The organism is Xanthomonas sp. LMG 8993, from assembly GCF_009835065.2.
Taxonomy (GTDB): domain Bacteria; phylum Pseudomonadota; class Gammaproteobacteria; order Xanthomonadales; family Xanthomonadaceae; genus Xanthomonas; species Xanthomonas arboricola.
Window position 1 is genome coordinate 1 of the sequence record NZ_QVIF02000010.1, and the last position, 12,304, is coordinate 12,304.

The window sequence follows — 12,304 nt, forward strand, 5'->3', positions numbered from 1 at the left end:
ATGCCGCGTAAGAGCCTACACGGACGTACTTGCGGCGTGTCCCGCGAGGGTGGGCGGGCAAGGGCCCTGCAGCCAAGTCACAAACCAGCCGCTCTGCAGCAAACGGGGTGGCCGCCATCCAGGTGCTCGGCAGCGCGGCAAGCCAACCAGCGGTGCGTCAATGGGCGCCAGTGGCGCTTAGCCGCTGACCCGCAGCAGCGAATTGGCCGACTGCGCGTTGTCGTCGCCATTCTTGATGATCTTGACCTGCATTTCGAACTGCCGCTGCAGCTGGATCATCTCCACCAGCGCGCCGGCGGCGTCCACGTTGCTGCCCTCCAGCATGCCGCTGTTGATGGTCTTTCCGGTGGCCACCGCAAACGCCTGCGCCGGGTCGGTGCTGGTGTTACGCATCAGCCCGTCCGGGCGCCGCGTCAAACGGTCGGCGGGGGCATCGACCACCTTCATCTTGCCGACGATGGCCATGGTCTGCGGGCCTTCGCCCTGCGGAATGATCGAGATGCTGCCGTCACTGCCGATCTCCATCGCCTGGTGCGGCGGGATCGTCATCGGATTGCCGCCCTCATCCAGCACCGCATGCCCATTGGCGGTGACCAGCTGGCCGTTGGCAGTAAGCGCCAGCTCGCCGTTGCGGGTGTAGGCCTCGCTGCCGTCGGGCGACTGCACCGCCAGCCAGCGGTCCTGCTGCAGCGACACGTCCAGCGGGTTGCCGGTGACCTTCTGGTGGCCCTGGCTGCGGTCGAAACCCTGGTCCACATGCAGCGCATCGATCCGCGACGGATAGCCCTTGCCCTGGATCTTGAACGCCTCGGTATTGGCCAACGCAGCCTTGAACCCCACCGTATCGACGTTGGCGAGATTGTGCGACACGGTGCCCTGCGCCTGCAGGGAGGCGCGGGCGCCGGTCATCGCAACGTAGAGAGCTTTGTCCATGAGGCACCGGGATTGGGGAGTCGGGATTCGGGATTCGTAAACGCGGGCTATTGCGACCTGGCAGAAGAGGGGGGCAGGGCCGGTATCCGCTTGACGGAGTACCGGCTCTTGCCAATCCCTAATCCCCAATCACTCATCCCAGCCGTTAACGAATATTGATGATCGTCTGCGTGACCTGATCCTGGGTCGAGATCATCTGCGAGTTGGCCTGGAAGTTGCGCTGGGCCACGATCATGTTCACCAGCTGCTCGGTCAGGTCCACCGTGGAGGATTCCAGCGAGCCGGATTCGATCTGGCCCAGGTCCGAGGTGTCCGGCGCGCCGGTGCGGGCGGCACCGGAGGTGTAGCTCTCGGCCCACATGTTGTTGCCCTGCGACTGCAGGCCCTGCGGGTTGACGAAGGTACTCAGCGCGACCTGGCCCAGCGGCTTGTCGGCGCCGTTGGAGTAGCGCGCGAACACCACGCCGCTGGTATCGATGCTGATCTCGTTGAGCTTGCCGCTGGCATAACCGTCCTGGCGGGTGTCACGCAGCGCGAAGGCTTCGCCGTACTGGGTCGAGCCGCTGACGTTGAGCTGCATGTTCAGCACGCCGGCGCCGGTGCTCGGGGTGAACGGGTCCATCGTGATGATACCGTTGGCCGGGGTGGTCAACGCGCCGGTATCGGAGAACTGCAGCGTGGTGGGCGCGCCGACCGCGGCACCGTCCACGTAGTTGTGCACCTGCCACTCGTTCGGGTTGGCGGTCTTGACGAAGTAGGAGGTCTGCACATGGCTGACGCCCAGCGAATCGTAGACGTTGATGCCGCCGGTGGAGTGGCTGTAGGTCTTGTCGTCGGCCGGGCTGAACGGGGTCACCGACGGGGCGGTGGCATTGCCGGGCAGGGTGAAGGCCAGGTTGACCGTGGAGGTCGACTTGGGCGGACTGTCGGTGGTCAGCAGCTGCAGGTCCGACAGGCGGCCGACGTCGAAGCCGTTACCGCTCGGGTTGGGGGCGAAGACCTGCAGGCGCGCGCCTTGCGGATTGATCACGTAGCCATTGGCATCGGTCTGGAAGTTGCCGGCGCGGGTGTACATCTTGGCGCCGTTGGAGGTCACGGTGAAGAAGCCTTCGCCGGAGACGGCCAGGTCCAGGCTGCGCCCGGTCGGATCGATATTGCCCTGCGAGAACTGCTGCGCCACATTGCTGACGCGCACGCCCGAACCCACCGCGTTGCGCGACAGGCCGTAGCTGGTGCTCTGGAACATGTCGGCAAACTCGGCACGCGATTCCTTGAAACCGGTCGTGTTGACGTTGGCGATGTTGTTGGAGGTGACGTTCAGATCGGCATTGGCTGCGTTGATGCCGGACAACGAGGTATTGAAAGCCATGGATGAGGTCCTTTAAGTGTCGGTTGCCGGCTCAGCTGACGCGGAGCACGTTGGCGAGCGGGGAAGTGCCTAGCCCGGTCAGGTTGAGATACAGGCCGTCCGAGCCGATCGTGACGCTGTCCACCGGCGCGTCGACATAGGTGGACAACTTGCTTTTGGAACCGGCGGTGTCGGTCTGGGTGGCGGTCACGCCGTACTTGCCGGCGGCCATGCGGTTGCCGTTGGCATCGGTGCCGTCCCAGGCAAACGACACTTCACCGGCGGCGCTGGCCGGTACGCTGAGCTGTTTGACGAAGGCGCCGTTGGCATCGGTGATTTCGAAATTGACGGTGCCGGCCGAGGTCGCGGCGACCACGCCCTTGGCCGAATTGGTGGCATCGATGGCGAGCTGTGCGGAGGGCACCAGCACGTTGTGCCCGACCAGCGAGGCGCCCTTCAGCACCTGATCGCTGCTCTGCGCCGCCGAGAAGCTGCTGACCTTGGTATTGAGGTCGCCGATGCCCTGCACGGTGGAGAACTGCGCCAGCTGGCCCAGAAACGCGCTGTTTTCCATCGGCTTGAGCGGGTCCTGGTGCTGCAGCTGCTCGGTCATCAACTTGAGGAAGTCGGCCTGGCCGAGCGATTCCTCCTTCTTCTTGGTCGCTGTGGCGCTGCTGGAAGTCAGCCCGAGGCTGGTGTAGAGGTCACTACCGATCGTGCTCATGTGAAAGGGTCCGTAAGGGAAGGGTCAGCTAGGAGGGTCAGCGACCCATGGTCAGGGTGGCGAGCGCCAGTTCCTTGGCGGTGTTGAGCATTTCCACGCCGGCCTGGTAGTTGCGCGAGGCCGAGATCATGTTGACCATCTGCGAGACCGGGTCCACGTCCGGCGAGAACACGTAGCCATCGGCATCGGCCAGCGGATGGCCGGGCTCGTAGCGACGGATCGGCGGCGCGTTGGTGGTGGTGATCTCCTTGACGTTCACCGAGGTCAGGCTGGGGTCCTGGCGACTTTGCTGGGCCTGGAAGATCGGCTCGATCGGCTTGTAGGTCGCCTCGGCCGAGCCAGCGACGGAGTCGGCATTGGCCAGGTTGGAGGCGATGGTGCTCAGGCGGACCGACTGCGCGTGCAGCGCCGAGCCGGCCACATCGAAGATGGGTAGATTGCTCATGACTTATTGGCCGGTGATCGCGGTGAGCATCGAGCGCACCTTGGATTCGAGGAAGCTCAGCGAGGCGCGGTATTCCAGCGCGGCGCGGCCGTAGGCAGCACGTTCGGCATCGGGATCGACGGTATTGCCGTCCAGGCTGGGCTGGTCGGATTCGCGGGTGATCTGGAATGGGTTGAGTCCGGCACTGCTGCCGATCTCGTAATGCTTGGCGTCGGTGGTCTGCAGCAGGGTGCCGTCGCGCACGCCTTCGGCCGATTTGAGCGCCGCCTCGAAATTCAGATCCTTTGCCTTGTAGCCAGGGGTATCCACATTGCTCAGATTGCTGGCAATGAGCTTCATGCGCTGCTCGCGTAGCGGCAGAGCATCGCCGTGGATGCCTAGAAAGGACGAGATGGAATTGGACACGGTGCTCTCCCGCGAAGTGTTACCAGGGAGAAAGCAATGTTTGTGCCAATCGAGGTGGTGCGGGCCGCGGAACGCGGAGAACAATCGGAGCTGCCGACGAACGGCGCTTGGCCGTCCGGGAGAAGCGGTGAACCTGCGTCCGTCGCGGAGCTGGTTCACTTAGGCGCCAGGCCGGAAGGTTCGGCACTAACCGAGGCGCGGTCCGGCCACGTCCGGCGTCAGCGGATGTCACTTTAAAGCGGGTTGATGCACACCGCCCCGACTTCAATGCTGCCGGGCTCTTGGAAGCCCGGCGCAGCGCCTTGTCGCTGCCATCGGCTCCGACCCGGCAGCCGCCTGGCAAGCTCAGGCCGCTTCGGCGACCACTTTCAGGCGCGCCAGCACGTAGTCGGCCAATTCGTGGGCGCTGTACTTGGCCACGAAGGCATTGGCGCCCACCTGCTCGACCATGGCATTGTTGAACACGCCCGACAGCGAGGTGTGCAACAGCACGTACAGGCCTTGCAGGCCCGGCGTGCGCCGGATTTCCGTCGTCAGCGTGTAGCCGTCCATGGCCGGCATTTCGATGTCGGAGATGACCATCGCATAGCGGTCGGCCGGATTCTCGCCTGATGCAGCCACCTGCAAGAGGTGGTCCAGCGCCTGGCGGCCGTCGGACAACAAGGTCGCCGAGACGCCGAGCTGGTCGAGCACGCTGCGGATCTGCTGGCGCGCCACGCGCGAGTCGTCCACCACCAATACCTGGAACTGCCGGTCGTAGGCGACCAGCTGCAGCGAGGGATCCAGCTGCACGTCCTTGCTGACCTTGGCGATGTCGGCGAGCACGCTTTCCACGTCGATGACCTGGATCAACTCGCCCTGGAAGCGCGTCACCGCCGTCAAATAAGTGGCTTCGGCGCCCAGTTCCGGTGGCGGGTGGATATCTTCCACCGCAATATTGACGATGCGCTCCACGCCACTGACCAGAAAGCCCTGGACCGAGCGGTTGAATTCGGCCACCACCAGATAGCCGGGGCCGTTTTCCGAGTGCGCATCGCGCTCCGGGTGGCCGATCGCCAGGCCCAGGTCCAGCACCGGCACCGAGCGCCCGCGCACGTCGGCCACGCCGGCGAACTCGGTCGGCAGGCCGGGCACCTGGAACAGCTCCGGGCGGCGCAGCACCTCCTGCACCTTGAACACGTTGACGCCAAAAAGCTGGCGCCCGCCCAGCCGGAACAGCAGCAGGGCCAGTCGGTTGTGGCCAGCCAGACGCGTGCGCTGGTCGATGCGGTTGAGCAGATCGTGGGTCATGGGGCAGATATCGACAGCGCCCTCGGAAAACTTGAGTGGTTTTAAGTTTGGTGTGGGGCGCTGTCGGGAGTCGGGATTCGGGATTCGGGATTGGCTCAAGCGCCGGGATCTGGTGATTTGGGATTGGGGATTGGCTCAAAGGCGTGAATGAGCGCGTTGGTCAGGCCGTTGCTGCTTCTGCAGCCCTGAAGACTTCGGAGACAGTTGGTCGGATAGACGCGCTGGCTCAAAGGGCCTTGGCACCGGCCAAATGAATCACCCGCCAAGCCGCTTTTACAAATCCCCAATCCCAACTCCCCAATCCCGGCAAAAAACAGGCACGCCTCTTGCACTGTCTGTTCCGTCTCCCTCCGGATCTGGTCCCATGCGCCTGCTCCTGCTTGTCATCTTGTTGGCTGCCGCTCCGGCCTGGGCCCAGAGCTATCAGTCTGTCGATTCCATCCGCGCTGCGGCGCTGGCCACCGTTGGCTCGGATGCCGAGGCCGAGGCCACGCTCGATCCGGGCTTGCGCATGCCGGCCTGCCCGATCGCGCTGCAGGCGCAGCCGACCGGCACCAATACGGTGGAAGTGGCCTGCCCGCAGCCGGCCGGCTGGCGCCTGTTCGTGCCGCTGAAGGTGCGCCGCAACCAGGATGTGCTGGTGCTGCGCCGGGGCATCAGTGCTGGAGAAGTCATTTCGCTGGCCGATATCAGTATCGAGAAGCGCGATGCCGCGCGCATCGTCGGTGCGGTGCTGGCCGATCCGGTGGCGGCGGTGGGCAAGACTGCCCGGCGCATCCTGCCGGCCGGCTCGCTGCTGTCGGCCAACGATCTGGTCACGCAGCGGCTGGTCCGGCGCGGCGATACCGTGCCGCTGGTGGCGCGCAATGGCGGGCTGGAGGTGCGCATGAGCGGTCGCGCGCTGTCCGATGCCGGCGAGAACGAGCGGGTTTCGGTGGAAAATTCCTCTTCGCGCCGGGTGGTGCAGGGGATCGTCGAAGCGAGCGGGACCGTTGTGGTGTCCAGATAGAAAATCGCTATAAAGTTTTTTTTTGGCATGCCGTTATCCCCTACGACCTGTAGAGGAGTTCCCGACATGAGCCAGAAAATCGAAGGCAATCTACCGACCGCTGCAACCCTTCGTACCGCGGCCACGAGCAGCAAGATCGCCTCGGCCGGTGAAGATCGCGCGTCCCCGATCGCCGCATTGCCGCCGACCGACAGCGTCAAGCTGACCGGTGAGGCGACCAACCTGCAGAACCTGCAGCGCACGCTGTCGCAGTCCTCGGCGATCGACACCGGTCGCGTCCAGGCAGTGAAGGATGCGTTGCAGAACGGCAGCTACTCCATCAACCCGGATGCCATCGCCAGCCGCATGATGGATCTGAATCAGCAACTGGCGGGCTAATCCCCGACCCAAAGGATGAACGTGAACGAGTTCCTGCAACGTCTCAGCGATGCGCTGGCCGGCGAACGCCAGGCATTACTCGAGAACGACATCGATGGGTTGATGCGCCATACGCAGGACAAGCTGTCGGCACTGCGCGCGCTGGAAGCGGCAATGCCCCAGGGCGAGGAAGAGCGGCTGCGCGAACTGGCCGAAGCCAATCGCGCCAATGGCGCGCTGCTGGCACGCCGGCGCCGCGAAGTGAACTGGGCACTGCGTCATCTGGGCCGCACCGAGAGTGCGCCCTCCTACGACGCCAAGGGCCAATCGAGCGTGCTGCGCGGCGGTCGTTCGCTGGCAGTGGCCTGAAGCACCGCAGCGTGCCCGAGCGCACGCGCAGGCTGGACCAGGTGTTTGCGGCGCAGCTTTGAGCTGCCCGGCGTGCAAGAGCGTGGCCCCGCGCAATACGAGGCCTGGGCGGTTCGGCGTATATTGAAGTGTCCTCTACGCTGCCCTGTCCCGTGACTGCCAAGTTTTTTCTCAATCAAACCCTGTTACCGTCCTCGACCATGCTGCGCGCCTTCGGCGACCAGATGCTCGAGGGCGTGCTGCTGTTCCGCGCCGACGGACAGCTGATCCTGGCCAACGCCATCGCCCGCCAGAGCCTGTGCAAGGAAGATCCTGCCGACGACCGCAATCTCGGCGAACGGATCTCGCAGGTGCTGCCGTCGGATGCGCTGAATCAGGCGCGCAGCAAGGGCAGCTGGACCGGCAGCCTGCCGGTGGCCGATCGCGTGGTCATCGCGCATCTGTACTACAACGAGGAGCAGGGCGTCGGGCACTTCCTGGCGCTGTTCCACAACATCGAAGGCCAGCAGGACTACGAGCGCGAGCTGCAGCAGCGCCATGCCGAACTGCGCCAGGCCTATCTGCGTTTGAACGGCGCGCAGGACAAGCTGCTGCAGTCGGAAAAGATGGCCTCCATCGGCCAGCTGGCTGCCGGCGTGGCGCACGAAATCAACAATCCGATCGGTTACGTGCACTCCAATCTCGGCAGCCTGCAGGAATACCTGCGCAGCCTGTTCACGCTGATCGAAGCCTATGAGCGCGCACTGCAGGCGCCGGATCCGAAGGCGCTGATTCCGGAGATCGACGAGATCCGCAACCGCGCCGACATCGACTTCATCAGCCGCGACCTGCCGCAGTTGATGGCCGAATCGCGCGAGGGCATCGAACGGGTCACCCGTATCGTGCGCGACCTCAAGGACTTCTCGTATTCGGACCGGTCCGAGTCGTGGAAGATGGTCGACCTGCATGCCGGTCTCGAATCCACGATCAACATCATCTGGAACGAGCTCAAGTACAAGGTCACGCTGGAGCGCAATTACGCCGAGCTGCCGTTGGTGGAATGCCTGCCGTCCGAGCTCAACCAGGTCTATATGAACATGCTGCTCAACGCCGGCCAGGCGATCGTCGAGCGCGGCACGATCACCGTCACCACCGGCCGTGACGAGACCGAGAATGTCTGGATCCAGTTCCAGGACAGCGGCGCGGGCATCGCCCCGGACCTGCTGCAACGCATCTTCGACCCGTTCTTCACCACCAAGCCGGTCGGCAGCGGCACCGGCCTGGGCCTGTCGATCTCCTACGGCATCATCAACAAGCACCACGGCCGCATCGACGTCGAAAGCGTCCCGGGGCAGGGCGCCAGTTTCCGGATCGTGCTACCGGTGCGGCAGCCGCGGTAGCGCTTCGCGCTGGGATTGGGGAGTCGGGATTAGGGATTGGCAAGAACGGTTTTGCCGCGCTCTTGCCGTCTGCCTTGCTCAGCGAATCTCCGATTGCGGCTCAGGAATATCGCTGTTGGCTTTTGCTTTTACCAATCCCCAATCCCGAATCCCTACTCCCGGCCGTTACGCAGCTCATCATGCGTGCGAAATGCCTGACGAATGTGCTCGCGCAGCTCGTCGTCGTTCCAGGGCTTGGTCAGGAAGCGGTAGATCGCGCCGCGGTTGATCGCTTCGGTGACCGTGGCCAGGTCGGTGTAGCCGGACAGCACCAGGCGCACGGTGTCGGGGTAGAGCATCTTGACCCGGCCCAGGAACTCGGTGCCGCTCATGTCGCTCATGCGCTGGTCCGACAGGATCACCTGCACGTCGTTGGTGGCGAGCAGGTCGAAGGCGTCGCGCACGTTGCCGGCGGCCAGGATGCGGTAGCCATCGCGACGGAACAGGCGCACCAGCGAGCGCAGCACGTTTTCTTCGTCGTCCAGCAGCAGCAGCGTGCGGTCGGGGCGGCTTTCGGCGAACGATTCCGGGCGCAGGTAGCGGCGGCGTAGCGCCATGCCGGCCGACTCGGCCGACATCGGTTCGCCGAACAGATAGCCCTGGAAGATGTCGCAATCGTTGCGCCGCAAAAAGCCCAGTTGCGCCTGCGATTCCACGCCGTTGGCGATCACTGTCATGCCGAGCTGGTGGCCCATCGCGATGATCGCGCGGGCAATTGCCGCCTCGCGGCTGCCGGCCGGCGCGCTCTTGATGAAGCTGCGATCGATCTTCAGCCGGTCCACCGGATAGCGCACCAGCGCGCTCAGGCTGGAATCGCCGGTACCGAAGTTGTCCAGGCTCAGGCTGATGCCTTCGTTGCGCAGGTTGGCCATTGTCTCGTGGACGAAGTTGACGTTGTTGGTCAACGCGCTTTCGTTGATCTCCAGCGTGACGAACTGCGCCGGCACGCCGGCGGTCTGCAGCATCGCCATCACTTCGTTGAAGAAACCCGGGCGCAACAGCTGCAGCGTGGACACGTTGACCGCGATGCTGAAATCGTCGAAGCCCTGGTCGCGCCACAGCCGCGCCTGGCGTACCGCGTTCTGCAGCACCCATTCGCCGATCTGCACGATCACCCCCAGACGCTCGGCGGTGCGCATGAAACGCTCCGGCACCAGCATGCCCAGCGTGGGCGACTGCCAGCGCAGCAGCGCTTCCATGCCGACGATGCGGCCGTCGCGTGCGCTCACCAGCGGCTGGTAGCGCAGCCGCAGTTCGCCATGCGGGATCGCATCGACGATCTGCCGCGCAATGATGCTTTCGCTATGCGCATTGGTGGTCGAGTTGCGCGTGTACAGCCGCACCGTATTGCCGCCTTCGCGTGCGGCCTGGTAGCTGGCTTCTTCGGCGTAGTCGAGCAGGATCGACAGCGAGGTCGAGTGTTCCGGGCACAGGCTGATGCCGACCTTGCCGGTCATGAACAAGGTGTACGGCAGCACCGACAGCGGCAGTTCCAGCTGCTGGCGGATCTCTTCGGCAAAATCCTCCGGCAGCGGGGTGTCTTCGCGACGCACCGCCACCACCACCATTTCATCGCTGCCATGACGCCACAACTTGCCGCGCGTGCCGAGAAAATCCTGCAGCCGGCGCGCCACCAGCGTCAGCGCCTGATCACCGACTTCGGCACTCATGTTCTCGTTGATCGAGGCGAAGTGATCGATATCGATGTGGAACACCATCAACGGCGGGCCGCCGGATGCGGCAGCGTCCACCAGATGCAGCAGTTCGGGGTTGCCCGCGCCCAGGCGGGTGGGTTTGACGATTTCCAGTCCGGGCGGGATTACGGGGCTCCACATGACTTAACGTCCACCATCGTCGTGGACGGACTCGCCGACCGGGTGATAGGGCAGGCGCAACGTCACGCGCGTGCCTGCTCCGGGTGCTGATTCTATCGCGAGCGCACCGCCGACGGTTTGCGCACGCTCACGCATCACGATCAGCCCGAGCCCACGCGGGCCTTCCGGCTCGAAGCCATCGCCGTCGTCGCTGACTTCCAGGCGGAAGCTCTCGCTGTCGATCGAGTACAGCCGCATGTGCACTTCGCCGGCGCAGGCGTGGCGCAGCGCGTTGGTCAGGCTTTCCTGCGCAATCCGGAAGCACGCCTGCTCGATCTCGTTGCCCGGGCGCACGTCCAGTGCCTGGATATCCAGCTCCAGCCGCACCGGCGATGCGCGAAACAGCATCGAGGCCTGCCAGCGCAGCGCCGCTTCCAGGCCCAACGCATCCAGCTGCGGCGGACGCAACAGCATCGACAGGTTACGCAGCTTGGTCACGGTGCTGTCGGCCAGCGACACCACTTCCAGCAGGTCTTCGCGGCGCGCGTCAGGATCCGGCTCGTCCAGCGCCGCATGCGCGGACAGCTTCATTGCCGTGATCGCCTGGCCGATGTCGTCGTGCAGATCGCGCGAGATCGCGCGGCGTTCGTCCTCCTGCAGCGAGAACAGGCGCTTGGCCATTGCCTGCAACTCGGCATTGCTCTCAGCCAGCGCATCGCGCATGCGCTCGGGTTCGCTCAGGTCGCGTACCACCAGCAATTTGCAGCTGCGTCCGCCATAGCGGATATCGCCGGCCGACAGGCCGGCATAGAACGTGCTGCCATCGCGACGGCGCATCGCCCGTGCGCTGGACACCGGCTCGTTGCGATCGCTGCCCGCGCGCAGGTACTCGCGCACCACCGGCAGGTCGCTGTCGCCGACCAGCGTCTGCAGCGGCTCGCCCAGGATGGTTTCGCCCTGGAAACCGAACTGCACAGAACCGGCGGCATTGGCATACATCACGTGCTCGTCGGCCAGGATCAGCACGCCATCGGGCAGCACCCTGACCAGCTCGCGGAACTGCTCCTCGCGCTCGCGCAGCAAGCGGCGCGACTGCTCGCGCTCGCTGACGTCCTGCAGCGTGCCATGGATATGCCGGGCGCCGTTCGGGTTGGTGACGCTTTCGGCGCGCAGATGCACGGTGCGCGGCTGCGAATCGCCGCCGGTCAGCGGCAGCAGCACATCGATCTGCACGTCGCCACCGGTGCACATGTCCTCGATCATGCGTTCGATCCGCGCCTGGGTGGCGGTGTCCGAGGCGGTCAACAGTTCTTCCAGCCGATGCTCGCGCCGATGCATCGGCACGCTGCGGCCGAGCAGGCGGTACACCGCCGGCGAGTAGCGCCCCAGTCCGGTCGCGCGATCCAACTGCCATGAGCCAAGCCGCGCGATGCTCTGCGCCTCTTCCAGCCGTTGCAGCGCCTCGTCACGCAGATGCTGCGCCTGGCGTTCCTCGCTGCGGTCCACGGTGACCACCAGGCGGGCAGGGCCGCTGGCCAGATGCAGCTGGTTGCTGCGGATCTCGACATGGCGCGGGCCGCTGCGGGTCAGCAGATCCTCGTGCAGGGTGCAGGTGGCGTCGCCCTTGGCGCGGATCTGGGCGATGATTTCCTCCAGGCGCGCGCCGTCGGCGTTGGGCCAGATCGCCTGCAGCGTCTGCTGCAGGAATTCGTCGCGCTCCCAGCCGAAGAATTCCAGCGCTGCCGGGTTGGCATCCAGGATGCGCAGCGTGGCCAGGTCGTAGATCAGCGCCGGGCTGGGCAGGGCCAGGAACTTGGCCTGCAGCACCGCCTCCGATTGCGCCAGTTGCGCGTGCTCTTCCACGATCAACGCCACGAAACGGCGCAGCACCAAGTGGATCACCACGCTCGACACCAGCAGGAAGCTGGCGTCCGACCAGCGTTCCGGCATGGCAGCGCCGGCCAGGTGCAGCAGCCGGTTGCCCAGCAGCAGCCAGATCACCCCGACCAGCAAATACAGCCCGGTCAGGGTCCACAGACCTTGTTGCAGGCGCTCGGCGAGGCGAAGACGGGACACGGGAGCGGACGAAAACGCGGGCGCGGCGACAGGATGAGGCATGGGTCCGCGGACGACCTTTGGTGCTGGCGATGCAACCATCTTAGCCGCAACTCGTCCCGGTTCGGTCGAGCCCG

General features: G+C 65.0%; 12 protein-coding genes. 4 read left to right on the forward strand and 8 right to left on the reverse strand.

What is annotated here, in order from left to right; translation table 11 throughout:
* Window positions 1-177: 177 nt before the first annotated feature.
* The 6 genes from flgF to DYQ94_RS16715 all read right to left on the reverse strand — a co-directional run bounded on the left by flgF (window position 178) and on the right by DYQ94_RS16715 (window position 5,145).
* Window positions 178-933, reverse strand: coding sequence for a flagellar basal-body rod protein FlgF (flgF, locus tag DYQ94_RS16690; RefSeq protein ID WP_005921307.1), 756 nt, complete (start codon window positions 931-933; stop codon window positions 178-180).
* Window positions 934-1,078: 145 nt separating this feature from the next.
* Complete coding sequence (gene flgE / locus DYQ94_RS16695; RefSeq protein WP_016901724.1) at window positions 1,079-2,302, reverse strand: flagellar hook protein FlgE; 1,224 nt, start codon at window positions 2,300-2,302, stop codon at window positions 1,079-1,081.
* 31 nt (window positions 2,303-2,333) lie between these two features.
* Window positions 2,334-3,005 (reverse strand): flagellar hook assembly protein FlgD, encoded by a 672-nt coding sequence (locus tag DYQ94_RS16700; protein WP_016901725.1) that lies wholly within the window; start codon window positions 3,003-3,005, stop codon window positions 2,334-2,336.
* Window positions 3,006-3,042: 37 nt separating this feature from the next.
* Window positions 3,043-3,450: a flagellar basal body rod protein FlgC gene (flgC, locus tag DYQ94_RS16705; protein WP_005914451.1), complete on the reverse strand. Its 408-nt coding sequence runs from the start codon at window positions 3,448-3,450 to the stop codon at window positions 3,043-3,045.
* A gap of 3 nt (window positions 3,451-3,453) precedes the next feature.
* Complete coding sequence (flgB, locus tag DYQ94_RS16710) at window positions 3,454-3,855, reverse strand: flagellar basal body rod protein FlgB (protein WP_024939612.1); 402 nt, start codon at window positions 3,853-3,855, stop codon at window positions 3,454-3,456.
* A gap of 345 nt (window positions 3,856-4,200) precedes the next feature.
* Window positions 4,201-5,145 (reverse strand): chemotaxis protein CheV, encoded by a 945-nt coding sequence (locus tag DYQ94_RS16715; RefSeq protein ID WP_016901727.1) that lies wholly within the window; start codon window positions 5,143-5,145, stop codon window positions 4,201-4,203.
* A gap of 364 nt (window positions 5,146-5,509) precedes the next feature.
* Between DYQ94_RS16715 and flgA the strand changes: the two genes are divergently transcribed.
* From flgA to DYQ94_RS16735, 4 genes are all read left to right on the forward strand, one after another.
* Window positions 5,510-6,154 (forward strand): flagellar basal body P-ring formation chaperone FlgA, encoded by a 645-nt coding sequence (gene flgA, locus DYQ94_RS16720; RefSeq protein ID WP_126966708.1) that lies wholly within the window; start codon window positions 5,510-5,512, stop codon window positions 6,152-6,154.
* A 66-nt stretch (window positions 6,155-6,220) separates the two neighbouring features.
* The gene (flgM, locus tag DYQ94_RS16725) at window positions 6,221-6,532 is read left to right on the forward strand and encodes a flagellar biosynthesis anti-sigma factor FlgM (protein ID WP_016901729.1); all 312 of its coding nucleotides are present in this window, start codon (window positions 6,221-6,223) and stop codon (window positions 6,530-6,532) included.
* Between the two features lie 15 nt (window positions 6,533-6,547).
* The gene (locus DYQ94_RS16730; RefSeq protein WP_024939614.1) at window positions 6,548-6,880 is read left to right on the forward strand and encodes a hypothetical protein; all 333 of its coding nucleotides are present in this window, start codon (window positions 6,548-6,550) and stop codon (window positions 6,878-6,880) included.
* 152 nt (window positions 6,881-7,032) lie between these two features.
* The gene (locus tag DYQ94_RS16735; RefSeq protein WP_039527359.1) at window positions 7,033-8,259 is read left to right on the forward strand and encodes an ATP-binding protein; all 1,227 of its coding nucleotides are present in this window, start codon (window positions 7,033-7,035) and stop codon (window positions 8,257-8,259) included.
* Between the two features lie 152 nt (window positions 8,260-8,411).
* Here DYQ94_RS16735 and DYQ94_RS16740 read toward each other — a convergent pair whose 3' ends face one another.
* Window positions 8,412-10,133 (reverse strand): EAL domain-containing protein, encoded by a 1,722-nt coding sequence (locus DYQ94_RS16740; protein WP_016901733.1) that lies wholly within the window; start codon window positions 10,131-10,133, stop codon window positions 8,412-8,414.
* Between the two features lie 3 nt (window positions 10,134-10,136).
* Window positions 10,137-12,269 carry a sensor histidine kinase gene (locus DYQ94_RS16745; protein ID WP_081008513.1) on the reverse strand — a complete coding sequence of 711 codons (2,133 nt, stop codon included), beginning with the start codon at window positions 12,267-12,269 and terminating at the stop codon, window positions 10,137-10,139.
* Window positions 12,270-12,304: the final 35 nt, after the last annotated feature.